Genomic DNA, 26864 nt, shown 5'->3' with positions numbered 1-26864 from the left:
TTAAAAAGCTACCTTCAATCATTGTGAGAGTGGTTTTGCCAACAACAATTTTTCTCATAGCAACACAAATTATAGTTAAGATTCAGGGCATTCCATTCTATGTATTAGTTGTAGATCCTAATGAAATTGCGAAATTACCTCCTTACACAGGCATGATTTCTATGCTTGGTATATTATTTTGGTGTGCATCAGTAGCAACTTCTATATTTAGTTCCTTTCTTTTACAAAAAAAAGGCGGATTAAAATCCCGAAAATGGGCAAAATTTTTACTATTTTCGGCTTGCATCACACTGGTTATTCTTTTAGATGATTTATTTCAAATTCATGAATATTATTATCATCCTTTTATCGATTTGAGAAATTTCACAAATCCTAGCCCTATTAAAAACTTTTTTGAACTAATTTTCTTTACTATGTATGCTATTGCAATCTCCATTTATTTATGGAAATTTAAATCGTTATTTAAAAAGACTAATTATCCAATTTTACTACTATCACTTTTGTTCTTTACCATATCAGTTTTTGTTGATGTTGCTACTCCAGAAAAAATGTTTTTACATTCCACAATCGAAGAAGGCTCAAAATTTTTAGGAATAGTTACTTGGTTTAGCTACTTTGTTGATTGTTGTTACGAGCAAGTCCAGTATTTGATCGTTAATAGAAGTTCAGAATTTACTTAAAGTTAAGTTATTGTAAGCATTTCTTCAAGCAAGCGATCGCTGCCTTAAAAATTATCAACATCGTGCTGTATGCGTTTTCTGCCACTAGCACTCGTGTTTATGCTTTGAGGCAGTTTTTTAATTTCTGAAGGCTTTTGTGACTTAAAAGTTACAGTTATATGATCCCCTGATAAAGGTGCATCTATATAATCAGCAAGCCTATGAAGTACACAAAAGCATGGCTATTGACGATGTTGTTTGCAGTGATGCTAGTAATCAGCATCACAAGTCATAGCAATCCCTTACAAGCAGTCTCATCTGTTGGCAAAGATACGCTGACGTTGATTACCTCGCCAGATTATCCCCCTTATGAGTTTTATGATACTAAGGGAGGCGATCGCCAAATTGTTGGCTTTGATATTGATATTGCTAATACTCTTGCCAAAGAATTAGGGTTCAAACTCAAGGTAATGGAGTCCGATTTTAATGGTTTAATTCCCGCACTTCAAGCAAATCGGGCTGATTTTGTCATGGCTGGGATGACTCCGACGCCAGAACGTCAGAAAAATGTTGATTTCTCAATTATTTATTACGAAGCAAAAGATACAATTGTCGCTCCTAAAAATAGCAACCTGAAGCAGCCAAAGGATTTATCAGGAAAAAAGGTTGGTGTACAACTAGGGACTATCCAAGAGCAAAATGCTCAGAAAATTGCCCAAAAAGTTGCAGGTATTCAGCTAAAACAACTCAACAAAGTGCCGGAAGTAGTTCAGGAAATCAAATCTGGGCGAATTGATGCAGCAATTGTTGAAGATACCGTTGCTAAAGGATTTGCCCAAGCCAACCCAGATTTAGAGTTTAACGTTATTCCTTCAGAGGAAGCTAGCGGCTCGGCGATCGCTTTTCCTAAAGATTCCTCTCTGGTTGAACCGTTTAACAAAGTCCTTCAACAAATGAAGGATAAAGGTGAATTGGCAAAACTTGCAACCAAGTGGTTTTCGCAGAATGTTGCCGTCGATACCCCATCCTCAAATAAAGGTGGACTAAATCTAGATTTCAGCAGAATCCTTCCAGATATTCCCTTTATTCTTCGGGGAATTCCTTTAACTTTGTTGTTCACGCTATTATCTGTATCTTTGGGGTTAATTTGGGGGACAGTACTATCGCTATTAAAAATTACTGGTATTAAGCCGCTTACCTGGCTTGCTAACGCTTACACCTCTGTATTTCGAGGCACACCTCTACTGTTACAGTTGGCTTTGGTTTACTACGCCACACCCCAGCTTACAGGTTATGACATTTCAGCATTAGAGGCAGGGGTGCTAACTTTTACCCTCAACTCAGGCGCATATATGTCGGAAACCATTCGGGGTGGGATTCAGGCGGTAGATAAAGGACAGAGTGAGGCGGCGCTGTCTATGGGTGTACCCTATTGGTTGATGATGTGGGACGTGATTTTACCTCAAGCATTGAAAAACATTCTGCCTGCGTTGGTGAATGAAACTATCGGACTTTTGAAAGATTCCGCGCTGGTGTCAACAATTGGTGTGGTGGAAATCTTACGCAGTGCCCAAATTGTGGGGGCAAATAAGTATATTTATTTTGAACCCTTGCTGTTTGCTGGTTTGATTTACTACGTTCTAGTGATGGGATTGACGTTTGGCGCATCCGCTTTAGAAAGGAGGTTAAGGCAAAGTGAGTAATGCCGTAATTCGCACAGAATTCTTGTGTAAATCTTTTGGCAAACTTGATGTACTCAAAGATATTTCTACGGAGATTTATCAGGGAGAAGTAGTTGCCATATTAGGCCCTTCCGGTTCGGGTAAGTCTACCTTTCTGCGATGCATGAACTTGCTAGAATACCCCACCAGAGGACGAGTCTACTTTCACGAACAAGAAATTACTAATCCTAAAATAAATATCGGCAAGATTCGCCAGCGTTTGGTGATGGTGTTTCAACACTTTAATTTGTTTCCCCATCTGACAGTATTGCAAAATGTCACTTACGCACCCATCAAGGTAAAAGGTGTTAATAAGCAGCAAGCGCAACAGAAGGGTTTAGAATTGCTCGGTAAGGTAGGTTTGCAGCCAAAAGCGGATGTCTACCCATCCAAATTATCCGGTGGACAGAAACAACGGGTTGCGATCGCTCGTGCGTTGGCAATGGAACCAGAGATGATATTGTTTGATGAACCCACCTCTGCTTTAGATCCAGAAATGGTTAAAGATGTGCTGGAAGTGATGAAAGCTTTGGCACTAACCGGAATCACAATGGCAATCGTTACCCACGAAATGGGCTTTGCTAGAGAAGTTGCTAGCCGGATTATGTTCCTTGACCAAGGAAGTTTAGCAGAAGATACCACACCCAGCGAGTTTTTTCAAAGTCCTAAGTGCGATCGCGCCAAGCAGTTCTTAGAAAAAATGCTCTAACTCAGCATAAAGCGATCGCATAATATTCATCTAATTGTTACCCACATGTCACATTCACTTGTTAGGTTATAAACGAAAGCAAATATTCAGTTTGCTCCTCACACCATAACCATATTGCTGCTCTCTTGCTAGTCAACCTCAAGAGAGCTTTTTTATTAATTTATAAACTCTGTTTTTAAGCAGACGAAATGTGATATTTTAACACGCGATCGCTTTAATAATTTTAAATCGCTTGTTGACTTTTGGATAATATTCACCTTCCGTAATAAAAGATACACACTTGAGTATTTTGATAATATGTTTCTCTATCTAATGGAGGAATGAATATAAACATCATAAATAATAAAAATATATATTCCGATCACCTGAAAAACTTTAACCCTACATCCCCCTTTACTATCTAGCAAAGGGGGATTTTTTTCAAAAGATACCAACGCATAATTTCAATGAAATTTTTATCTGTCTTCAGGAGGAGCAAAGAAAGAAGGCATAAATATTAAATACTTAGATAGCCCGATTACCCTACCGGACTTTAACTTTAGATCCCCCCATGTTTTTACCTAACAAGGGGGGGTTTTATCTAAATCTTAGCGCTCACTTTAAAGCCTAGGGATTACAGTAAGTACATTGAGACGGGTCTGCAAACTCTTGACCATCAATAAATAATTTTTCTTGACTAAAACTACATTTTTTACATTGATAAATTACCGCACGAGTTAAAGGAGTAGGCATATAACAAATCGCACAGGGTAAGCCTTTAATGCTTTTAGTTATTACAAAACCAGGTGTAGAACAATTTGGACAATGGCTATTAACCTTGATTATCAAGTCATGGGTGGCTTTATCTATATTTTTCATCCGTGTGGGATTATAAAGTGCCCGCATATCTGTTTCTATATGCACTTTCCCATCTAGTGAATTATTCAGAGCAAAATTAACAGTTTCTAAAAGTTTTTCTTTTGTAGTAATACCTTTGATAATCTTAATATCATTTTTGGCTGATAACTCAAACATGATGACTATTCCATGTTCGGGGAAACCAATTTTTCTAGCAAAATCTTCTGCATTTTCAAGATTATCTACCACTTGATAATTAAAATTAGTTTCTAAGGAAAATTCCTCACCAATAATTTCTAAATTATTCTCTTTATCTAACAAAATGACAATTTCTCTGTTAGAGTAAATAAAAGGTAAGCTGGGATGAGGTACAAAACTACCTTCGCTTGCGATCGCTAGAGTTTCTCCTGTAATATCCAATGCTTTTTCAGCTTTTAATCTTGCTGCTGCAATTTGAGTGCCTGAACGTTTCACCTCTCTAGTAAATGTTCCAAAAATATCAGTATTAAAATCTTGCGGTACTATAACTTTAATTCCTAATTCCTGTTCTAAGAGTGGAGCAATTACTCTCTCTTTTTGGTGCATTGTAGCTAGTATGCCCACTCGATTACTAAATAACTGGTTTTGCATCGTGGGTTTACTTTCTTTGCTATTGTAAGCAAACATTCGTATAAGTATTTTTTTCTCACGCAGAGGCGCGGAGGAAGAGTTTAATTAAAAGTGGATGAGATTTATCCAAATGTTTATTTGATCTGTCTAAGCCTGAGATATAAAATATATTTTTTAACATTCTTTAATTAAAAGTATCTCAGGCAATTTTGTTTAACTTTGTTCTTGAGGAACTTGTGGTATTTGTGTCATCAGCTTCTCTTTATCTCGCTTGCGTTTTTTGGCGTAAAGTTGAATAGTAACCGCCATAAAAATAATCAAACCGAAAATGCCCCAGGCGGTGATATCGGTAGGTAGATTGTTCTTAAATACAGCCAGCAATACAATCACTACTAACATGACTGTAGGTGCTTCATTTAAAGCACGTAACTGCTGACCACTCCAGCGACACTCATCTGCTGCTAACTGCTTTATGAGACGAGCACAGTAATGATGATAGCCAATTAAAATGGCAACAAATAGTAGTTTAATATGCAACCAACCTTCTTTTAAAACATCTGGTTCAGTGCTTAATAAACCGATTGCCATTGCTATCGTCAAAAACATTCCTGGAGTCGTAATGATACTGTAGAGGCGTTTTTCCATAATTTGATACTGATTCTTCAGTATCGTGCGTGCTGGTTCAGGTTCTTGATTAGCTTCAACGTGATAGATGAAAAGACGTACCAGGTAGAACAAACCGGCAAACCAAACTACAAATCCGACAATATGAAATGCTTTATACCAGGAATAAGCCATTACTAGCAAAACCTCTAACTTATTTTTTTAATCACAGATGTAGACACGAAGTGGTGAAGCAGCGCTGCGGGAGGGAAACCCTCCGCAGGCGACTGCTGTTAGCGTAGCGTTAGCGACGTTAGGAGCGTCACCCGAAGGGCTTCCCGCAGGGTACACTAATAAACACAGATAAATCATCGATGTTTATCTGTGTTTATCATTGAAAAGTCTAAGTGTCAGTTTTCAACGCTCAGAATTTTCCAAGACTGTGGTTTCATTTTTATAATATCGATTTTTGCCAGATTTCTATTCTCATTAGGAATCTTTACGACGTACAAAGGGTAAAAGGTCTTGCAGAATCACCTCGTGGTAGTGTTCTTGAGGATAATGCCCGACGTTATTAAGTTTGATTAATTCGGTATTCGGTACAGAATTGACAAAATTTTGTGCTATGTCTACAGGCAACCAAGGGTCAATCATACCCCATTGAATAAGAACTGGTTGCTGCCATTCTTTAAAGCCAGATTCGATTTCTGTCATTGCTGGTTCGAGTTGCAAATTGCGAATAGTTCCTAATAGACTTCGCCCAGAAGCAGAAGTTTTCAAAAATGGTTTGCGATAAACATCTAAATCCTGATCTTCTATTCGGTAACGGCTACCACCTTCTAGCGTTCGGTCAACTAATAGGGGGTCTTGGGTCATCACTTCACCAACTAAAGGTAAACCCATTTGTTTAATTTTCCAGGGCAATTTGGCAGCAGTTGAAATTGGTGTATTTAAAATAGCTAAGTTAGCAATTTGTTCAGGGTGACGCAAGGCATATTGTAGTCCTACAGAACCTAAAAATCCTTGCACAACTAGAGAAAAACGTTCAATTTCTAACGCTTTGATAAATCCTTCTAAAGCCTTAATAAAAGCATCGGGAGTGTAAGCAAAATCTCGTTTTTCTGGTTTTGCAGAAAAGCCATAACCAATCCAATCTGGAGCGATCGCTCTTGTACCCTGGCTGGCTAAAGCAGGTATAATCTGACGCCAACTGTAACTTTGTGATACGATGCCATGCAGCAACAACACAGGTAACAAGTCAGTTCTACCAATTGGTGAAGATTCCCGATAAAACCATTCTAGTGAATCTACATTGATTTTATGTTCTGTTATTGACACGCTATTTTCCTATGAATTTGGAATGCAAAATTTTCGCGCCTTAAATATAAATAAAGGCACAAAGATAAAAAGGTATTTTTTATAAAAGGGATTGGGCATTGGGGAAAGGTAAAGGGGAAAGGTAAAAATCATCCCTTTACGCTTTTCCCTTTAACCTTTTCCCTTTATTTCCCAGTCCCTTGAGAAATAATCATCTCACGAATTGCATGAGCTGTAGCGGGTGCTAGTAAAACGCCGTTGCGATAGTGTCCGGTGGCCAGGAGGACATTATTAAATCCTGGTAGTTTACCGATAACGGGTGCTGGGCGTCCTTCGGGACGGGGACGTAACCCTGACCAACTGCGGATTATACTTGCTGCTGCTAACTCTGGGCAAAAAGCGATCGCTTGTTCTCGAACAGATTCCAGCAGTTGTTGATTTGGCGATATCTCATCGCCGTTGCTAGGAAACTCAACTGTTGCACCCACCCAGTAGTCTCCATCGTTCACAGGCACAATATGGACATCATTACCAGTGATTACTGGCTGGAAGTCAGGATTTCCCAATGGATGACCTAAACGTACTTGCAATGCTTGCCCCAGCACAGGGCGGATATCAACCATTTGGTTAAATTTTGCCGTTAGTGGCGTTGAACCCAGTCCCGCCGCAATTACAAACCAATCCGCTGCTATTTTTCCTTCTGTAGTCTCTAGTTGATAGCAAAATTCGGGGGAAGACTCAGGGGGTGGTGTTGGTGCATCCAAAACAGTTACGCCAAATTTGAAAGTTACACCGTTGTGTTGGGCAGCCTCAACTAAAGCTAACGTCAGAGCAGTTGGATCAAGTTGGCGGTCTTGAGGAGAATAGACAGCGCCAGTAATTTTTGTATTGTTGACTTGCGGACAGATATTTTTGAGTTTAACAGTGTCCCAAATTTCCAACTGCCAGCCTTGAGAATGACGAATTTCTACTAGCTTTTCCCATGCCGGAAAATTCTCTTCTTCAAAGCAAAGACTGAGAATTCCCTGGCGGTTGAAAGAGATTTTGCGACTTGTTATGGCTTCTAGTTCTGGAACCAAGGTTTCATAGCGTTGGATGCTAGTTTGTCGCATCTGCCAAGCCTTACCCTTGATTTTATGGCTAATCACACCCATCAAAACGCCAAGTGCTGCACCTGTAGAAGCTTGGGCGGGTGGTTGTCGGTCGAAAACTGTGATTTTGCTCCCTTCAACTTGACTCAGTTCATAGGCGATCGCAGCCCCAACTACTCCACAACCAATGATCACTACATTCATGACTTTTTTGGGGTAAAGATGGGGGAAATAGGAGCGGAGGATGGGGGATAGGGAGAGGAGGGAACAAAAATTTAATAATTACTCCCCCACTGTTCCACTCCCCCACTCAGCACAGGCTAAACGCCCCGCTACCGCGCTTCAGCACTCATTATTCAACTTGACTGCTCGTTTGAGGAAGCAACTGGAGAAATTTGTCAATATCTGCGAAAGCCGCTTGGGAGTCACTCAAGGCCAACTGAGTGTTCTTAGTGTTAGCAGCTTTATCGATTTTAACCAGGTGGTTAAAAAAATCTCGCGTTATTTGACGTGCTGTGGGTTGGTCTTTGGGTAGAAGGTTGGGAGTGATATAAGTCATACTCAGCCTTGCTTCTGTTATGGGGCCATGTATAAAGTTACTCACATCAATCCAATCTTTTTTTTGAATCAGGGTTTTCAATTCTTCTGAGCGATCGCGCACAGTCTGAATTTTGGGAACATAAGTCTGAATTTTCTCAAGTTGAGATGCTGTGTAGGTTGGAGGTGCCACTGCAACACCAGGGCCGCCACAACTAATGAGAAATGTGGCCAATAATACTAGAATCAATGAAAAAATCGAGCGTTGACGCACCATACACTGAATTTATTTGCTTTTTGTTTGCCTATTAACAGTGTAATTTTAGATCGCTGGCGCAATTTATCCTTCTTGCCAGCAAAGGATTTTGTAGAAAATCCTATATTTTTCGCAAACGGCAGAGTTTCATCTGCAATTTTGAAAATTTTAAGTACAATTACTTAATAGGTGTTACTCAGTCACAACAAGAAGCAATTTTTGGCATCTGTTGGTAAATAATGATTGTGAGGAAAATAAGATTTAGAGTTGCTAAATCTCAAAGGTATTGATAAGCTGAAACACCAATAGTGTAAGCCTTCTGGCGGTTTTTCTGTTTTCACATCCCCAGACGCCGACGCAATATAGGAGTGTTTTTTAGTGAACGCAGCTGAACAGGCAACCAACCTTGAACTCGCCAGCAAGATTGCTACGGTAGTTAACTTGTTCAAATTGGAATTTCCTGATGCCAAATCTGATCTCAAACCTTGGAAAAATGACCCTGAAACCAGGGAGTTGGTTGATCCAGATTCTATAGATATTGGCTTTCACTTTCCTGGTATTAGCAAATCCTGGCGAAGTCGCAGTATTTTGATTCAAATCCGATTTTACCAAGATCCCATCAACGGCTTACGTCGTGCGATCGGCGTTGAGGTCGCTGGATTTGATCATCGCGGTGAAGCGTGGCGACTTTCTACGGTAGAAAACTGGAGTGTTGTCGGCGCATCTTCGCCTTCTGGTGAAATCGAAGATAAGCTCAAACAGATTTGCCGACAAATTTTAGAAGTTTTTAATAAACCAAGTGAATGAAATCAACTTGTGTCAGAGAAAGTACTAAGGAATAATACAGAGGAAAGCTTTGCATAGGCATAGCCCAACCCAGGCATCGCTGGCCACCGATACACAATGACCACCGTAATATTTGTACATGGTACAGGCATTAGAGAACGAGAATACAACGAAACCTTTCAGATAATTGAGCAAAAGATTCACGCTCAACGGCCTGATATCAAAGTTGCTCCCTGTCTTTGGGGTGAATTAGGTGCAAAGTTCAATGATAATCGGGCATCAGTACCCTTGGAAGATGCGACACTAGCTTTATCTCAAGGAGAAGAAGACGCAGATATTGTATTGTGGGGGCAATTATACCGCGATCCTCTTTATGAATTACGGCTGTTGTCTTTGAAACCGATTGAGTCAGGAAATCCCTTTGGGGAAGAACCAGGGGATGTTTTACAATCTCGTGTAGCAAGTCTCACACCGACATCTCAACTGCAAGCTAAGTTGCAAGAGGCGGGAATTGCAGAGGTATTTGAGCCAGCACGAGAGGCGGTTATCCACAGTGAACCGTATCATCAGGCGTTACTCACAGTTTCCGAATCTGATTTGAGTGAATATTATGCACCAATAGCTAGAGCAGTTGTGGCTCAAGCAATGTTTATTAGCGAACTGCAAGAAAAATTTCCCCCCATACTCACCGATGCCCAATTGCGGGATCATGTTGTGGAATTGCTGACTCTGGCTTTGGGAGACGTAGAATTAGGATTGGGTAGCTGGTTATTAAAGCCACTTGTTGAACTAGCGCAGCACAGCGGAACAAATTATGTCAGAGGAAACCGCCTTGAACTAACTGATAAAATTTCGCCCATGCCTGGTGATATTTTGTTGTATCAGACGCGGGGTGAAAAAATCAGGGTGTTTATCCAGCAACAAATTGCCCAAGCAGAACCGCCAGTGGTTTTACTCGCCCATAGCTTGGGAGGTATCGCTTGTGTAGATTTGCTAGTGCAGCAGCAGTTGTCTGGGGTGGAATTATTGGTAACAGTTGGTTCCCAAGCACCATTTTTATATGAGATTAACGCCCTCCACAGCTTAGAATATGGGCAGTTATTGCCAGAGCATTTCCCGCAATGGTTGAATATCTACGATTTACGGGATTTTCTCAGTTACGTGGGCAATAGAATTTTCTCTGATAGAGTGCAGGATGTGGTAGTGGATAGCAGACAACCATTTCCCCGTTCCCACGGTGCTTATTGGACAAATGCCAAAACCTGGGAGGCGATTATTTCGAGGTTGCCATAATGGTTTACCTTTTACGGTATCTAGAAAACCCCTCTCAAAACTTCTTCCATACAAGGAGAGAGGCTTTAAATTTTCCCCCTTTCCTACTAGGGAAGGGGGTTCATGACTGTTTTCAAACTAGAAGATCCCCCCTAACCCCCCTTAAAAAGGGGGGAAAAGAAACTCTAAAACCCTCCTTAACCCCTCTTGTAAAGGGGAGAAAAGAAACTCTAAAACCCTCCTTAACCCCTCTTGTAAAGGGGAGAAAAGAAACTTTAAAAGCCCCCCTTAAAAAGGGGGGTTGGGGGGATCTCCAAAGACTCAGGTGCTTCAAAAAAGGTTTGAAAACACACCCTAGTGGGTTAGGCCATTTTCCCCATAACGTGAGAGGCTAAGTCATCATGCAGTTGACGGCTAAACCTGAGCGGACATTTGGGTTAATTGTGGGTATTGAAAAGTACCACGAAACTGCTTGGAATGTGACGGGTGGAGGGCCAGCCAATGACGCGCTGAAATTTGCTCATTGGCTGCATCTGCACGGTGTACCGAAGGAAAATATCCGGTTATGTTTATCAGCACTGGAAGAAAATCATCAGTTAATTGGAGAATGTGGCTTAACTGTAGAGTTAGCAACAGAGCAAAATATTTCCGATATTGTGACTAAATTTTTATCCCCAAAGTCGGGGGATTTACTCTACATTTTTTGGGCGGGACATGGTTTGATTACCTCAGAACGAGAGCGTCGGTTGCTTTGTGCTGATGCAAATAAACAGAATTGGCAGAATTTAGATTTTAATTCTTTATTAGTTTTGCTGGGTTCCGATAAATTTCAAATTCGGAATCATATTTGTATTATTGATGCCTGTGCCAATTATGTTTTAGAGTCCAAGGGAAGACCAACTAACTTAGGTGGCAAAGCTTTTTTGAGTGGACAGCCAAAGCCAGATAGTCAACAATTTGTGTTACTGGCTACGCGAGAAGGAGAGCAAGCTAAGGTAAATTCGGAAAATAAAACAGGTTACTTTTCTCAATCTGTGCGGGAGGCTTTAGAGCAAGCATCTACTGAGATTTTTCCGCCGAATATGAAAATAATTGCGGAACAAGTTAAACAGCGTTTGGAGCAATTAAACAAAAACCAAGCTCCCATCTATTTATATAAGCAAAATTGGGATGGAGATAGAGAAGAGTATCGTTTAGGAACGCTCACTTCACCACAAAATCTTCCCCGCAGTGGCGTTAAAAAGTTTGTCGGACGAGAACAAGCACTTGCAACGCTACACGAACAGTTGCAGCAAACGCAACGAGTTGCCATTACTACTGTTGCTGGCATGGGTGGTATCGGCAAAAGTGAACTAGCGCTGCAATATGCTCAACATCATTGGCAGGAAGCCACTTACCCAGGCGGGGTTTGCTGGTTGCGGGTGAGGGATGAAGATTTGGGAACTCAGATTGTGGCGTTTGCTAGAGCCAAGTTAGGTTTGCAGCTACCCGATGATTGGGATTTATCAACTCAGATTAATTACATCTGGCGGCAATGGCAAGCAGGCGATGTGCTGTTAGTATTCGATGATGTTAGTAAATATGAGCAGGTAAAACCCTACCTACCGCCAACTGAGCCAAGGTTTAAAATACTCATCACCACACGCCAACAGTGGTTGGGGCAGTCTTTTGAGCGGTTATGCTTAGAAGTGTTAGAGGAAGTAGCTGCTTTGGAATTGTTAGTTTCCTTTGTTGGGGATGAGCGGATACAAAGGGAACTACACCAAGCAAAACAACTCTGTGCTGATTTAGGATTTTTGCCTTTAGGTTTAGAGTTAGTAGCGCGATATTTGCAACGGAAACCGGATGTATCTCTAGCTAAACTGCGGCAAAGATTAGCAGATAAGCTGCTAACACATCGTTCAATGCAAGAGCCATCGGGAGAAATGACCGCACAACGAGGAGTTCTTGCTGCTTTTGAATTAAGTTGGCAGGAACTAGATAACCAAGCCCAAAAATTGGGGTGTTTGCTCAGTATTTTTGCTCTAGCTCCCATTCCTTGGTATTTAGTGGAAAGGTGTTTACCCAACCAAGACTCAGAAGATTTAGAAGATGTCAGAGATGATTTCCTAGTGAATCTGAGTTTACTTCAGCGCACTGGAGAAGAAACTTACCAACTGCATCACCTGATTCGACAATTCTTGAGTGCCAAGTTAAAAGAGTTAGCTAAAGCAGATGAACTTAAGCGCGGCTTTTGTCAAGCAATGGTAGCAGTAGCAAAATATATTCCTCAGACACCCACATTGATAGACATTGCTAAAGTAACTCTTGCCATCCCTCACCTTGCCGGAACTGCAACAGTTTACCAAGCTTGGTTAAGCGATGATGATTTAATCTCGCCTTTTTTGGGCTTGGCTAGATTTTACGAAGGTCAAGGAGCCTACGTGCAAGCCTTACCTTGGCGTGAACAAAGTTTATTATCTGCTAAAAAACGTTTCGGCGATGAACACCCCTCTGTGGCAGATAGCCTGAACAATTTGGCATTCCTCTACGATTCACAGGGAAGGTACATCGAAGCCGAACCTTTGTACATTGAAGCTTTAGCGATGAGAAAACGCCTGCTGGACGATGAACACCCAGATGTGGCAGATAGCCTGAACAATTTGGCTGTACTTTACAATTCACAAGCAAGGTACAGCGAAGCCGAACCTTTGTACATCAAAGCTTTAGCGATGAGAAAACGCCTGCTGGGGGATGAACACCCCTCTGTGGCAACTAGCCTGAACAATTTGGCATTACTCTACAAATCCCAGGGAAGGTATGGCGATGCTGAACCTTTGTACATCCAAGCTTTAGAGATGAAAAAACGCCTGCTGGGGGATGAACATCCCTCTGTGGCAACTGGCCTGAACAATTTGGCTGTACTCTACAATTCACAAGCAAGGTATAGCGATGCCGAACCTTTGTTAATTCAAACTTTGGAGATAGACAAACGCCTACTGGGGGATGAACACCCCTCTGTGGCATATAGCCTGAACAATTTAGCATCAATCTACGATTCACAGGGAAGGTACATAGAAGCTGAACCTTTGTATATCGAAGCTTTGGCGATGAGAAAACGCCTGCTGGGGGATGAACACCCAGATGTGGCAAATAGCCTGAACAATTTGGCATTCCTCTACTATTCACAGGGAAGGTACAGCGAAGCCGAACCTTTGTATATCGAAGCTTTGGCGATGATAAAACGCCTGTTGAGGGATGAACACCCTTATGTGGCAAAAACCCTGAACAATTTGGCAAAACTCTACAAATCACAGGGAAGGTACAGGGAAGCCGAACCTTTGTTAATCCAAGCTTTGGCGATCGCTGAACAATCGTTGGGGGCAAATCATCCTGATACAATAACCATTCGTGAAAATCTGGAAGACTTACGGCGGAATCGTCAGCCTTGATTCAGGAGAATGGTTGCTTTTGTCTGGCGTTTGTTTCAGTAATTTAAGTAATCTGTATCGGCTGCATTACCCGCCTGGGATTCAAATCTTAGTCTAATAAGTAGGTAACATAATTAATTACACAGTGTCATTGCAAATGTAGTGAAGTAAAATAGTGCGATCGCACAACCTAAAACTACTTCTCTACGATATGCTTTGCGAAGGGAGCGATCGCACTAACTGTAAATATTTTTGTTTATCTACTTAATGAGCCTTTGAACTCCATTAATGAGTCTTTTAGCTCCATTAAAGAGTCTCTGAACTCCATTAAAGAGCCTTTGAACTCCATTAAAGAGTCTCTGAACTCCATTAATGAGTCTTTGAACTCCATTAAAGAGTCTCTGAACTCCATTAATGAGTCTCTGAACTCCATTAATGAGTCTTTTAGCCCCATTAAAGAGCCTCTGAACTCCATTAAAGAGTCTTTTAGCCCCATTAATGAGTCTCTGAACTCCTTTCCATTATGCACCTACAGCAATTCCAGATCCTCGATTTATTTGAAAAATCAGGGATCTAACTGCAAGTAGTTTTGACTCTACTTTGTCAGACATTATCAAATTCAGAATAAAATAGTAAATATATCTTTAGTTATTTATACTTAATTTATGATAGTTAAATTTGAAATCTAGCTTGATAAAAATGATTATTTAAGATTATAAAGATAGCGATCATGGTTAATTGCACCATCTTTTACATCGCATTCCACAGGATTTGAACCTAAATCCCAAATAGAAGATGTTTGTTTGATGCTAGTAATAATAATTTTTCCCTGTTCTTGACTAATCTCAAATTCTTTGCTTTCTCCTAATAGTTCTTTAGGGATTAATAAGCCTTTTTCTGTTGCTGTTAATTTCATCTTTAATTACCTCGATTTAGTTTGTAAGTTAATCAAATGAATTTGCTTTGTATCAGATCCCCGATTTCTTCAAGAAGTCGGGGATCTGAATCTCACTTAGTGGGCATTAACACACCCGACGAAACTACGAGGCTACCAGCTAACTACAGGTTGAGCAGTTGCAGAAAACATTGAGGGATCGATTGAAATGCCCAATCCTTCAGCTACACGACGACCATAAGAAACATCTGCCCGGAAGAAGTGGCAAAGTTGACGCATTTGGATGTCCTGTCTGGCTTGACTAAGACTACCGACAATATTATGAGCAAGACGCTCTTGCTGCTCAGGAGTCATTAAACGATAGAGATTACCTGCTTGGGTGTAATCGTCGTTTCCTTCACGATGACTGTAGCGATCTACTGTGACATCACCCAAATGACTAGGTGGTTCTGCATAAGCTGGATTTTCTTTGGGCGTACCCTCAGCGCTATTGGGTTCATAGTTAGGAGTGCTACCGCCGTTGTTTCCCAACGCCATGAAGCCATCTCGCTGATAATGCATCACTGGACATTTAGGCTGGTTAACGGGTAGTTGCTGATAGTTACCACCCAGGCGATACCGTTGAGCATCTGGGTAAGACATAATGCGAGCTTGCAGCATTTTATCTGGAGAGAAACTAACGCCAGGAACCACTGCACTAGGGCTAAAAGCGGCTTGCTCTACTTCGGCGAAATAATTCTCAGGGTTACGATTTAGCTCTAATATCCCGACTTCAATTAAAGGATATTCTGAATGTTTCCAAACTTTGGTCAAGTCAAAAGGATTGTCAGGATGTTTTGCCGCTTGCTCCTCAGTCATCACCTGAATGCACATCCGCCACTTAGGATAGTCTTTTTTAGCGATCGCTTCAAACAAATCATGAGTCGCATGATCGGGATCTTCGCCCTTAATCTTAGCGGATTCTTCCTCGGTCAAGGTTTGATGCCCTTGCAGCGTCTTAAAGTGAAATTTGCACCAAACGCGATCGCCCTGAGCATTAATCAAACTGAAGGTGTGGCTACCAAACCCGTCCATGTGTCGATAGGTTTTCGGAATTCCCCGATCAGAAAACAAGATTGTTACCTGGTGGAGTGATTCTGGACTGAGTGACCAGAAATCCCACTTTGCATTATGGTCTTTGCAATTGGTTTGGGGATTGCGCTTTTGGGTATGGATGAAATCAGGAAACTTGAGCGGGTCGCGGATAAAGAAAATAGGGGTATTGTTGCCTGTGATATCCCAGTTGCCTTCTTCAGTGTAGAACTTGATGGCAAAGCCTCTAGGGTCACGCTCGGCATCTGCTGAACCTTTTTCTCCCCCAACTGTAGAAAAGCGTAGGAGAACTTCGGTTTTTTTACCAATCTCAGAAAAAAGTTTAGCTTTACTGTAGCGGCTGATATCGTTGGTAACAGTAAAAGTACCGAAAGCCGCTGCACCTTTAGCATGTACAACCCGCTCAGGGATACGTTCTCTGTTGAAATGAGCCAGTTTTTCCATCAGGTGGAAATCCTGCATCAATACAGGGCCACGTGGCCCAGCAGTGAGTGAGTTCTGGTTATCAGCAACAGGGATACCGTCAGCAGTGGTCAAATTATGGGGTTCAGTCATGGGTAAAAAAGTTCTCCATTGGTTACTCAGATTGCCCAAAGTACATTTTAGTTAGCAAATAGACGAATAATCATTAGCTGGAGCTAACTAAATCGTAGTCATACCGAGTTTGTATCTAAATCATAATCGGTATGATTATGAATTGCAACAATTTTGTTTTGTATCTTTGGAACAAGCAGCAGTAGGGGCGCACAGCTAGCTATGCGCCCCTACAATGAATATGTAGCAGAAATAGTAGGATAATTGAGGTGAAATACTTTAAAGTAGGTATTTTTGCTCCATTTCACCTATTTAAATGTCTGAGAATCAATGAGCAAACATCTGTTGCTTCAATTCGGTTTGTCTCAACTAGGTGACTTTGATGAGTGATGAATAGAGGCCCTTCATCTGGTGAAGTGGTAATGTTACCGTGAGAACCACGTACTAAGGAAGCATCTAGAGGAATCACGTCCATTAAGTAGCGAAAACCTAGTTGTTTCTTAAGTAATTTGAGAGCAATTTTTCCTTGAGGAAATTTGATTTCTGGGTCAAGGAAAAGTTCTACAGGATCATAACCAGGTTTACGGTGGATATCTACAGTTCTAGCAAAATCAGGCGCTTTATGATCATCGAGCCAATAATAATAGGTAAACCAAGCATCTGATTGAGCGATCGCCACTAACTCTCCCGATCTAGGATGAGTGAGGTGGTAGGCTTGCTTACCCTCTTCATCCAATACCTGCGCTACACCTTCAGTCGCTTCTAAAATAGACCGAACTTTGGAGATATAAGCTGGATCATTCACATATACATGAGCAATCTGGTGATCAGCTACAGCAAAGGCAATACTAGCACCAAAATCGAGCAGTTCTCGCCCCAATTCTTCCCGCACGGCAATTAAACCATTCTCTCGTAATACGCGGTTCAAATCTACTGCTTTGGAGACTGGGGTAATCCCATATTCAGAAAGAATAATTACTTGGGTATTACGTGCTTCATAGTATTCAATTAGATCACTACAAACAGTATCAATTTCTTGCAAATCTACTTGGGTCTGTTTTTCATTATTACCAAATTTTTGTAGACAGTAATCTAAATGTGGTAAGTAAACTAGTGAGAGTGTAGGGTTGTAGCGTTCGTCAATCCATTTTGCTGAATTAGCAATCCATTGACTAGAACTAATTGAAGTTTTTGGGCCCCAAAAATCGAATAGAGGGAACTGACCTAAATCATATTGAATTTGCGATCGCACGTCTGCCGGATGAGTATAAATATCAGGTAATTTTCTCCCATCTGCGGGGTACATTGGGCGTGGTGTAATGGCGTAATCTGCCGAAGAATACATGTTGTACCACCAAAAAAGGTTAGCACAAGTAAAGTTTGGGTCAATGGATTTAGCTATATCCCAAACCTTGGGAGCCTGCACTAATTTATTAGACTGTCGCCAAAACTTCACTTCACACTCATCGCGGAAATACCAGCCATTAGCAACAATCCCATGCTCATCAGGTAATTTTCCTGTTAAATAAGTAGCTTGAACAGAACAAGTCACAGCAGGTAATACTGGTGCGACGTTTACAACTTGCCCTTTAGCAGCCCAAGAAGATAAAAACGGCGTGTTTTCTCCTAATAAATTAGGCGTTAATCCCACGACATTCAGAATAACCGTTTTCTGCATCAACTTCATCCTCTCTTATACCAATTTGAAAAAAGCCACAAAATCAATCCAGATAATCCAGACTAAATCTGACTTTATTAATTACGAATTACGAATTACGAATTACGAATTAATTTTATTACCCATTCATATTCCCGCTGAATAGAAGTCAGCAAATCTATCTTCATTTCTGATGGCAATACATCCCAGGTGTAAGTTTCAATTTCTAAATGTTGGCAAGCATTGTTAGTCTGAATTAACTGTAAAACAGTAGCAATATCATCTTGCGTAGATTGCAAAACTTGATAATCGTGAATAAAAATTGGAACATGGAAGTGAGTGCGCCATTCTTCAGCTAAAGATTGCTCTAAATGTGGTAACGCATTTATTAAGTCAGGATAGTGATAAAGCGTACCGTCACTACGACGTTCTATTACTTGGTGAAGATAAGTAGATTCAGCAAAGGGTCGTAAGCGCTCAACTATCGAGCTACGCTTCTCAACATCAGCAGGTATCTTTACTTTAATTGCCGCACTAATTTGAATTTTGCCAATTTTAATTCCAGCTGATTGCAAACGCTCAAACACAGATTTTGGTTCTTCATATTCAACTGAAAAATGGCAAGTATCATAGCAAATACGAACGTGTTCTAGTAATTTTTTTTCTGCTAAACTCCGTTCAATATTTAATTGCTCTGATAAATAATTACCACCAATCGGTAAGAACCAATTTTGAAAAAAATCAATGACTTCAGAAGTATTTTCAATTAATCCATCAGGCTCAGGTTCTAAATCAATATGCAGCAGTTTTCCTGTTTGTTCGTGGATATGAATCATTTCTGCTACAACTGATGCTATGTTAAAACAGCTATTCTTCAGAACTGTTTCACAACTTGCTTGGTCTTTTTCCCACCAAGGTTTATAGGATAAAGGCAGTGTAGAAATTCCGCCATCAAGACCTTCTGGTAGGAGAGTTGCTAAAATTTTTGTCAAGCTTAACGTGTAATTGAGCCGTTCCTGAGTTGACCAATCTGGCGCATAAACTTGGTCTTTTACCACCTGTCGATGAAATCCCCCGTAAGGAAATCCATTTAAGGTAAAAACATATAAATCTTGTTGAGTTAGCCACGTTTGGAATTGAGCCAAATTATTACCTTCTAGAAGTTGTTTTGCGGCTACATCTGCTAATCTCAAACCAATTCCGAACGGTGCTTTAGGTGATAAACGTAACTTTAGTTCGGGGATATGTTTTTCTAAGTTTGCGAAAACCTCTAACCAACTTTCACCAGGATGAATATTAGTGCAGTAAGTTAGGTGTAATTTGTTATTTGTTGTAATTTTCATTTTCTAGCTTTATGCTTTATTAGTTATTTGCACGCAGAGACGCAGAGATAAAGATTAAGTTTTAGTAGTTTTCTCCCAAATTTTGGGATCATTCATGCTCTAAAAGAACTCTTTGTGTCTCTGGGTGATACTTTCATTATTGGGTTCAGCAACTTACTATTTAGTTAGTCTAAGTAACAGCAAAGACTTGTGCTAATTTCATGGAAATTGGTAGCAAAAGTAGAACTAGTAAACCGTAATACAAACCAGCAAAACCAGATGCGATAGTTGCATCTAATACGATTAGAGATAACACGCCTACTTTCACAGCAGTTCGGATTTTGTCGGGTACTGGTTCACGTGCAGCTTGGATAAAATTAGGAACTACTCGAATAGCTAATAAAACAGCAAATGGTAATGCTGCCATAACTGTATAATCTTCTAACAATCCCAAGGCTAAAACTGCTGTCAAAACTATAGCAATCAACACTAATGCTAATATCCCCGTTATCTTTTTGCCTCCGTGAACTTCTCCCTGACTAATTGCAGTGATCGCAGCAATGTAAAGAACAGGAATCAATGCTAAATACCAACGTTCCCATACTATTGCGGGTACAGCACTTACACCTAAGAGTAAGTTGCTACCACGACACAAACCCATATTCAAAGGGCCAAAAAAAGGATGATGTTTAGCAAGTGAGTCATACAGAAGGGATGACAGAGTGATAAATATAGCGATCGCACCACTCAACCAAGAGACTTGAAAAGCCGCCACAATACCGATTGCAAATAGTATACTTCCTAATAAAGTAGCACTCTGACGAGACACGCGACCGCTGGGAATTGCTCTATTTGGTCGCTCTTTAGCATCTAATTCAGCATCGAAAACATCATTAAAAACTATACCGCCGCCGTATAAACCAGTTGTAGCTAATAGCAACCAGGCTAATGGAATTAAAACTTCAAGAGTTACTTGTCCATTGATTAATTTATCAGAAACAATCCCACCAGAGGCAGCAAAGCCAACAAGAATATCTGCCCAAGCAGTAACAATATTAGCAGGACGCATCAATTCTAAATAACCCCGCCAGCTTTGAAAATTAAAGCTTGCAACATTCATTGGTATGCCTCCTTAATTACTAATTTCTCAAATTGATAGAAATAAAACCACAGATAAACACAGATAACTCATCGGTGTTTATCTGTGGTTACAAGTACTCTTTGATTGATGTGCATATATGAATGATTTTCTATTCAATCAGTACATAATCTGAAACTGACTTGATTCCTGGTTCCTGTCCCCGTAATACAGAATTGCCATTGAACTGCTGAAGTTGATCAACAGATGCAGGATTAAGCCAGTCTGATGCTTGCATTTGCCCAGTTTGACTATAAGCAGCTAGGGCATTTTCGTAACAAACTGCTCGTACATGTTCTTCAGGAATGCCCCTTTCTAACATCAATTGAGCCGTTTTCGGGACTGCTAAAGGATCGCTAATACCCCAATCAGCACTACTATCCACAATGATGCGATCGCGTCCATACTGACGGACAATCTCCACCATTCTGGCGTTACCCATTTTCGTCTTTGGGTAAATTGTGAAAGCTGCCCAAAAACCGCGTTCTAGTACTTCCTCAACGGTTTCCTCGTTGTTGTGGTCAATAACTACTTGTGAGGGATCTAGGCCATATTCAATACAGCGATCCATACTGCGGCTGGCTCCCTCTTTCTTATTACGATGTGGTGTATGAATCAGCACCAGCATATCCAGTTCTTTAGCTAATTCTAATTGTTGACAAAAGTATTTATCCTCTGCTTCTGTCATGTCGTCATAGCCAATTTCGCCAATGGCGACAACTCCTTCTTTACAAGCATAAAGCGGTAGCAGTTCCATAACTTCTGCTGCTAACGCCTCGTTGTTAGCTTCTTTTGGGTTTAAGCCGATTGTGCAGTAGTGTTGGATGCCAAACTGATTGGCACGAAACCGTTCCCACCCCACAAGACTGCTGAAGTAGTCTTTGAATGTGCCAGCGTTAGTTCGGGGTTGTCCTAACCAAAAAGCTGGTTCAATAACGGCAACAATGCCGTATTCCCGCATTACTAGGTAATCGTAGGTAGTACGGGAACACATGTGAATGTGAGGATCGATGTACATCATGATGTAGTTTAATAATTTGGGATTGGGCAATTGGGAAATGGGTAAGGGGGAAAGGAAAAAACTATCCCTTTAACCTTTCCCCTTTTTCCCTCTTTCACTTATAAACAAAGAGGCGATCGCGGCTGAAACTGCTCCAAGTCAGATGACCTTTTTGAACAGATGTCTGTAAATCTGGGTAACGGGAGAGTAGTGCTTGTGCTTCGGGTAAAGGCGATTGAGCACAAGCTAGCGCTGCTGCTTCTTGCTCGACTGTATCCCCATTAGCTAGCACTTTTTCCAGATCAGCCAGCATTGCAGTATCGGCAAACGGCCCCACAGATCGCCAAAGTTCTGGCGTAACTGAGCGTTTGGCTGCCCAACGTTCATGAGCATAGTTTGTCAACATTTTTGCTAATTCTGGGTTAGCACGGCGATCTAAACCCCAGATGAGATGCAAAGGACTGTCTACAAACACCGCCTTCAGCACCATCTGATTCCAAGCAGCATCGTCTAAATAATCCGCAGGGTAAGGGTTTCGTAGTGCTATGGATTGGAAAACATTACTCATATTGCTGCGAATTCCCTCAGCAGCGCGTTGGCGATGTAACTCTGGGTGTGGCAACAGAGGCAAACTTTGATAAAGGGCAACTAACTCTCCCATATCGGCAGAAGTGAAGACTTTATCAAGCGATCGCACGTACTCCTGTGCATTCTCATGGGGCAAAGCTAAAAGCAAGAGTGTCCGACCTGCTTGATCTACACTCCAATGACCAGGAAACCAGCCGGGGAGAACTTCCTGTGCTGCTTCCAAGTCTTGGGATGTTAACTGCAAATCCTCTTTACCTAGATAACGCGGCACAGCACTAAAAGCCGTGAAAAACACTCGCTCAGCAGCGCCGCTAGCAATCTGCGCCTGTTTTTCTTCTAGCCAGGCAGTAGCTTTCTCTGAAGCAGACTGTAATAGCCAGTGATGCAGTAACTTGTTTACCCTACTCATGATTAATTCAGGAGAAGTTTTCCAACGGTTTTCTCTAATAATACAAGTATAAAACTTGCTACTAAAATTGATACCCTATTATTATACGAGTTACAGAATATATTATTAAGATAATATATTTACTGAATCTATAAAAATCTACCCACTTTAAATAAGATACTGTAAAGATGTCATTTTAACTACAGTAAATCTGGATTTAGCTTAATAATAAACTTCTGACTTTATGCAATAATGTTATCTATTGCAAACATCCTAGTAACAATCTAGGCGTCAAATAAATTTGCGAATAAATGTTATTTTTTAACTTTATTCACTAGGTATAAAACATTTGCAACCCATCATTTATTAATTCTGAATTATTCCCAGCTTCAAGCTCTGGAATAGATTGCTGTTTGTCAATTTGCTATTGATTATACTTGGAATAATCCATTCATTTACAAGTAAATAGAAAGTAATCCTATGAAAATGTACACTAAACAAAAAACTAGTCTCAGTCTACAACCACTAAAGCAATGTGTCCGCGTAACCTTCAACTATGATGTTCACTTTACTAGAGGTTTGTTTCAATTAGACAATCCTTTACTAGCACAAGTGATTGCTGGAAACGGAGAGACAACTCCAAAGAAAGTGGTGGTAGTAGTAGATGGAGGACTATTAAAATACCAAGATGAATTGCTCAAAAAATTATCAATTTACGCTCAGGGCTATAGAGATGTATTCACTCTGAGTAGTGAGCCGATAATAGTATCTGGTGGAGAAACAGTCAAAAATGAGCCAAGATTCATCGATCAAATTCATCAGATCATCAATGTAGCTGGATTGTGTCGCCACTCCTACGTTTTAGCAATCGGAGGTGGAGCTGTGCTGGATATGGTGGGATATGCAGCAACAACTGCTCACCGAGGAATTCGGTTGTTGCGAGTACCGACTACAGTATTAGGGCAAAATGATTCAGGCGTCGGGGTAAAAAACGGAATCAATGCCTTCGGCAAGAAAAACTTTCTTGGCACATTTATGCCACCTTATGCTGTATTGAATGACTTAGATTTTCTAACCACTCTTGATGATCGAGATTGGCGATCGGGCATTGCTGAAGCTGTGAAAGTGGCGCTGATTAAAGATGCAGATTTCTTCGATTTCATTATGACTTATGCCGATAAATTGGCTAACCGAGACATGGACATCATGGAAAAGCTAATCTATCGGTGTTCCCAGTTGCACTTAGAGCATATTGCTGGTAGTGGTGATCCTTTTGAAATGGGTTCATCGCGTCCTTTGGATTTTGGACACTGGGCTGCTCACAAACTAGAACATTTAACGAATTACAGTTTACGTCATGGTGAAGCTGTGGCGATCGGCATTGCTTTAGATAGTACCTACTCATATTTAACAGGGCTGCTGTTGCAATCAGAATGGAAACAGGTTTTAGGCACACTCAAGAAACTAGGATTCACTTTGTACGTATCTGAATTGGCAGATCAATTACATCAACCAGATCATCCTCATTGTGTATTTAAAGGACTTACTGAGTTCCGTGAACACTTAGGGGGAAAATTGACAATCACCTTACTAGAAAGAATCGGTCAGGGAATGGAAGTTAATCAGGTAGATCTGTCTTTATACAAAGATGCTATTTCGATGCTGCGCGATTGGGAACTTTCGCATTAATTATTGAGTAGAGACGCGATTAATCGCGTCTCTACAAGATCTGCTATAAATTGGGTGTACTTTACTCATTTGAAAATTACTGTATTTAATTGGAAGTCTCTAAGTGCGATCGCTCCACTATGAGGGCGTTAAAATAAGCCCATAACAGCTCAAGGTCTTATCTAAAAACATGACCTATGACTTACACTCCACCCAAATTGTTAACTTTCGAGCAATTCATAACTGAATATGGGGATAATCCCCACTACGAACTCATTGACGGAGAACTGCGCGACATGGAGCCTACAGGCCCTCATGAAGAAGTTTCAGGGAGCATTGCTGGTAGAATCTATGTCGAAATTCTTCGTTCTAATTTAAACTGGCTGATTCCAAAAAGTTGTTTGATTAAGCCACCTGCTGCCGAAGCTACAGCACTACGTCCTGATGTCATTGTTCTAGATAAAGCAGAACTTAATAACGAACCACTTTGGCAAAAAGAGCCGATTATTTGTAATGGTAATACAATTAAACTTGTTGCCGAAGTTGTTAGTACAAATTGGCAAGATGACTATGCTAGAAAAGTTGAAGAATATGCCTTTCTAAATATTCCAGAATACTGGATTATAGACTTTCGTGGTTTAGGAGGTTTGCAATTTATTGGTAATCCTAAACAACCCACTTTTACAGTCTGCCAATTAATTAACAGTACATATCAACAGCAACAATATCGTCTTGGAGACGCAATTACATCTTACCTATTTCCAAACTTGCAACTCAAACTTGATGATGTTATGCCAAGCTAACGTAATAAGTAGAGACGTTGCATTGCAACGTCTCTACAGAGATTATCGTCCGTACAAATTGTGTTATAAATTCAATGCTGCTAGGAGTTCTAGAATCACTCCATTAGTCCAGCCAAAACCAACTTCGTTGGAACTGTAGCCAAAACAAATTTCGTCGGAGACGTTGGCAGAACAGTGTTCAACATCGTATTTCTCGACTAACGTTTTGTGACGCTTAAATTCATCAATGACCATGATAAGGAACTTTTGAGCAATGCGATCACCCTCTTGATGATACCCATAGCGGTGAAGTCCCAAGACTGCAATCAACGTCAGTGGTGCCCAACCGAAGGGGGCATCCCATTGATTACCTGTGACGCGAGTACTAGTAAAGATTCCTCCTGGTGCTTCAAATAAAGAGAGATTTTCGGCGACGCGTTTGGCTTGTGCATCTGAAGCTAGTCCCATCCATAAAGGATAGAACGTAGTGGCAAACTCGTAGCGGCGGCGTTCTCCGCTTTGGAAGTGATAATCCAGATATAGTCCCTGTTCTTCATCCCAGAGGCACTGATCAATGCGATCGCGGCGGATATCTGCCCGCTCGCGCCATTGCTGCACCAGTTCTTCGTTACCTAGCATATCGTTAATTTGCGCTAGGTCTTGTTCCATCTGATACAGCAAACTGTTGAGGCACACGGGAGCGTAATGGAGGATATCAACGCTGAAAGGGCCAAATCGGTTAGTAATGTCAAAACCGGACTCGCGCATGGTGCGATCGCCCTTGTAAAAAAGGTGGGTTAGTTCGTCATTTTCCCGGTCATAGTAAAGACTGACATCATAATCATCAATCTCAAACGTTTTATAGTACTCCTTGACGCGATCGTAATGGCTTCGTCCTTGCTCATCCTGCTCGGAAAACAAAACTTCCGGCGCGGGGCCTTCCCCAAAAGCGTAGAATCGGGACAGACCTGTGGCGGGATTTAGGTGGGGCGGTACTACCCAATAGTAGTAAAATTGCTCAAGCAGTGGTACGGCTGACCTCAGCCACTCTTCATCCTGGGTGTGCTGGAATAGAGCTAGAACCATCATACTGAGGACGGGGGGCTGCGATCGCGACAGCATGTAAGTCCGGTTGGAATTGAGGATAGTGCCGTAATGTTGCACTTGGTAAAGCAGTTGATCGACTTGACTTTTTGCTAGATCCCATTCCTCATCCCGTAATAGTCCCAGCAGGATAAAGTAGCTATCCCAGCCATACATTTCGTTAAAGCGACCACCTGGTACGACATAAGGTCCTGGTAGGTATAGCAATCCATGATCTCGAATCGCCTCAACTTCGGTTGGTAGAGTGCGAATTTCCATTTGTTGCATCTCTTTGGGAGATAGTGATCGCTCCAACACAGTTTGAACGTTGGGACAGTCTTCTTGGGGGGAAATGTAGACAATCCAGGGAGTTTCTGTTTTGTGGTCTAGCTTGGTATCCTTTGCAGATTGCAACAAGTGTTCGTGTGATCGCGTCAACGTTTTCCACGTTTTTTTTATGTGGGCCCGTACCGCGTCAATCTGCGCGGTTGCAAGTGCTGGTGAAGTGGTCATAATATCATTTTCAACTTGACGGGGTGTTAAAGAGTTCGGAATTATTTTTAGAACTTACGCACTGAAGCCTGAAACCTAGATCCCCCTTAGCCCCCGCCAGTCGCTCCACTTGGGGAGACCCCATCGCATGATTGCGTCTCCCCAACTCTTGGAGACGCTACTTCGCGTTGGGAGAAGACCGCGCTGGCTCCCCTTTTTAAGGGGGGAACTTCTAAAGCCCCCTTTTTAAGGGGGTTGGGGGATCTGAGTGCGTAAGTCCTGATTTTTTAAACGCAGAGGGACGCAGCGAAAAGTTCTGTTCGCGTAGCGTCTTTGCTAGGAAAAGGAGGGTTAGCCCGACCTAGGAAACTTTTCAAGACAAAGGAAACCGCAAAGGAACGCAGAGTTTTTACGATGT

Annotated in this window: 23 protein-coding genes; 8 read left to right on the top strand and 15 right to left on the bottom strand. The window is 41.2% G+C overall.

The genetic code is table 11. The features are described 5' to 3' along the window. The first annotated feature begins 29 nt into the window (after positions 1–29). The 3 genes from HCR01_RS23765 to HCR01_RS23755 all read left to right on the top strand — a co-directional run bounded on the left by HCR01_RS23765 (position 30) and on the right by HCR01_RS23755 (position 3089). Positions 30–680 carry a hypothetical protein gene (locus tag HCR01_RS23765; protein ID WP_320073165.1) on the top strand — a complete coding sequence of 217 codons (651 nt, stop codon included), beginning with the start codon at positions 30–32 and terminating at the stop codon, positions 678–680. Positions 681–880: 200 nt separating this feature from the next. Next, positions 881–2362: an ABC transporter permease subunit gene (locus HCR01_RS23760; protein ID WP_193198553.1), complete on the top strand. Its 1482-nt coding sequence runs from the start codon at positions 881–883 to the stop codon at positions 2360–2362. Further along, positions 2355–3089, top strand: a complete 735-nt coding sequence (locus HCR01_RS23755) for an amino acid ABC transporter ATP-binding protein (RefSeq protein ID WP_193198552.1) — start codon at positions 2355–2357, stop codon at positions 3087–3089. The genes HCR01_RS23760 and HCR01_RS23755 overlap by 8 nt, the downstream gene beginning before the upstream one ends. 606 nt (positions 3090–3695) lie before the next feature. Here HCR01_RS23755 and HCR01_RS23750 read toward each other — a convergent pair. The 6 genes from HCR01_RS23750 to psbQ all read right to left on the bottom strand — a co-directional run bounded on the left by HCR01_RS23750 (position 3696) and on the right by psbQ (position 8360). Then, positions 3696–4556: a DUF6671 family protein gene (locus tag HCR01_RS23750; protein ID WP_193198551.1), complete on the bottom strand. Its 861-nt coding sequence runs from the start codon at positions 4554–4556 to the stop codon at positions 3696–3698. Between the two features lie 192 nt (positions 4557–4748). Next, positions 4749–5333, bottom strand: a complete 585-nt coding sequence (gene hemJ / locus HCR01_RS23745; protein ID WP_193198550.1) for a protoporphyrinogen oxidase HemJ — start codon at positions 5331–5333, stop codon at positions 4749–4751. Positions 5334–5360: 27 nt separating this feature from the next. After that, positions 5361–5510, bottom strand: coding sequence for a hypothetical protein (locus HCR01_RS23740; protein ID WP_193198549.1), 150 nt, complete (start codon positions 5508–5510; stop codon positions 5361–5363). 117 nt (positions 5511–5627) lie between these two features. After that, positions 5628–6476 (bottom strand): alpha/beta fold hydrolase, encoded by an 849-nt coding sequence (locus HCR01_RS23735; RefSeq protein WP_193198548.1) that lies wholly within the window; start codon positions 6474–6476, stop codon positions 5628–5630. A 164-nt stretch (positions 6477–6640) separates the two neighbouring features. Beyond that, a complete protein-coding gene (locus HCR01_RS23730) occupies positions 6641–7750 on the bottom strand; it encodes an NAD(P)/FAD-dependent oxidoreductase (protein WP_193198547.1) in 1110 nt (369 codons plus the stop codon). Positions 7751–7898: 148 nt separating this feature from the next. Continuing rightward, entirely contained in the window at positions 7899–8360 is a 462-nt protein-coding gene (gene psbQ, locus HCR01_RS23725; RefSeq protein WP_193198546.1) for a photosystem II protein PsbQ, read from the bottom strand. Positions 8361–8717: 357 nt separating this feature from the next. Between psbQ and HCR01_RS23720 the strand changes: the two genes are divergently transcribed. The 3 genes from HCR01_RS23720 (at position 8718) to HCR01_RS23710 (ending at position 13828) form a co-directional block, all read left to right on the top strand. Further along, on the top strand, positions 8718–9146 hold the full coding sequence (locus HCR01_RS23720) for a hypothetical protein (RefSeq protein WP_193198545.1): 429 nt from the start codon (positions 8718–8720) through the stop codon (positions 9144–9146). Positions 9147–9242: 96 nt separating this feature from the next. After that, positions 9243–10418 carry a hypothetical protein gene (locus tag HCR01_RS23715; protein WP_193198544.1) on the top strand — a complete coding sequence of 392 codons (1176 nt, stop codon included), beginning with the start codon at positions 9243–9245 and terminating at the stop codon, positions 10416–10418. A gap of 380 nt (positions 10419–10798) precedes the next feature. Continuing rightward, positions 10799–13828 carry a tetratricopeptide repeat protein gene (locus tag HCR01_RS23710; RefSeq protein ID WP_226889576.1) on the top strand — a complete coding sequence of 1010 codons (3030 nt, stop codon included), beginning with the start codon at positions 10799–10801 and terminating at the stop codon, positions 13826–13828. 235 nt (positions 13829–14063) lie between these two features. Here the strand turns inward: HCR01_RS23710 and HCR01_RS23705 are convergent, their stop codons facing one another. From HCR01_RS23705 to HCR01_RS23670, 8 genes are all read right to left on the bottom strand, one after another. Continuing rightward, the gene (locus tag HCR01_RS23705; RefSeq protein ID WP_320073164.1) at positions 14064–14336 is read right to left on the bottom strand and encodes a hypothetical protein; all 273 of its coding nucleotides are present in this window, start codon (positions 14334–14336) and stop codon (positions 14064–14066) included. Between the two features lie 174 nt (positions 14337–14510). After that, complete coding sequence (locus HCR01_RS23700; RefSeq protein ID WP_193198543.1) at positions 14511–14723, bottom strand: hypothetical protein; 213 nt, start codon at positions 14721–14723, stop codon at positions 14511–14513. Positions 14724–14855: 132 nt separating this feature from the next. Further along, complete coding sequence (locus HCR01_RS23695; protein ID WP_193198542.1) at positions 14856–16349, bottom strand: catalase; 1494 nt, start codon at positions 16347–16349, stop codon at positions 14856–14858. Positions 16350–16632: 283 nt separating this feature from the next. Beyond that, positions 16633–18006, bottom strand: coding sequence for an alkaline phosphatase family protein (locus HCR01_RS23690; protein ID WP_193198541.1), 1374 nt, complete (start codon positions 18004–18006; stop codon positions 16633–16635). 95 nt (positions 18007–18101) lie between these two features. Continuing rightward, complete coding sequence (gene eboE / locus HCR01_RS23685) at positions 18102–19328, bottom strand: metabolite traffic protein EboE (RefSeq protein WP_193198540.1); 1227 nt, start codon at positions 19326–19328, stop codon at positions 18102–18104. A 169-nt stretch (positions 19329–19497) separates the two neighbouring features. Continuing rightward, the gene (gene eboC / locus HCR01_RS23680; RefSeq protein WP_226889575.1) at positions 19498–20427 is read right to left on the bottom strand and encodes a UbiA-like protein EboC; all 930 of its coding nucleotides are present in this window, start codon (positions 20425–20427) and stop codon (positions 19498–19500) included. Positions 20428–20557: 130 nt separating this feature from the next. Then, complete coding sequence (locus HCR01_RS23675; RefSeq protein ID WP_226889574.1) at positions 20558–21466, bottom strand: TatD family hydrolase; 909 nt, start codon at positions 21464–21466, stop codon at positions 20558–20560. 94 nt (positions 21467–21560) lie between these two features. After that, positions 21561–22442, bottom strand: coding sequence for an EboA family metabolite traffic protein (locus tag HCR01_RS23670; protein ID WP_193198539.1), 882 nt, complete (start codon positions 22440–22442; stop codon positions 21561–21563). A gap of 459 nt (positions 22443–22901) precedes the next feature. On the opposite strand from HCR01_RS23670, the gene HCR01_RS23665 reads away from it, so the two are divergent. Next, complete coding sequence (locus HCR01_RS23665; RefSeq protein WP_193198538.1) at positions 22902–24110, top strand: 3-dehydroquinate synthase; 1209 nt, start codon at positions 22902–22904, stop codon at positions 24108–24110. Positions 24111–24286: 176 nt separating this feature from the next. Then, positions 24287–24892: a Uma2 family endonuclease gene (locus tag HCR01_RS23660; protein ID WP_193198537.1), complete on the top strand. Its 606-nt coding sequence runs from the start codon at positions 24287–24289 to the stop codon at positions 24890–24892. A 63-nt stretch (positions 24893–24955) separates the two neighbouring features. Here HCR01_RS23660 and HCR01_RS23655 read toward each other — a convergent pair whose 3' ends face one another. Continuing rightward, positions 24956–26467 carry a trehalase family glycosidase gene (locus tag HCR01_RS23655; RefSeq protein WP_193198536.1) on the bottom strand — a complete coding sequence of 504 codons (1512 nt, stop codon included), beginning with the start codon at positions 26465–26467 and terminating at the stop codon, positions 24956–24958. Positions 26468–26864: the final 397 nt, after the last annotated feature.

The organism is Nostoc sp. MG11 (genome assembly GCF_014904695.1).
Classification (GTDB): Bacteria; Cyanobacteriota; Cyanobacteriia; order Cyanobacteriales; family Nostocaceae; genus Komarekiella.
This window is presented reverse-complemented; position numbering and strand designations above follow the sequence as displayed.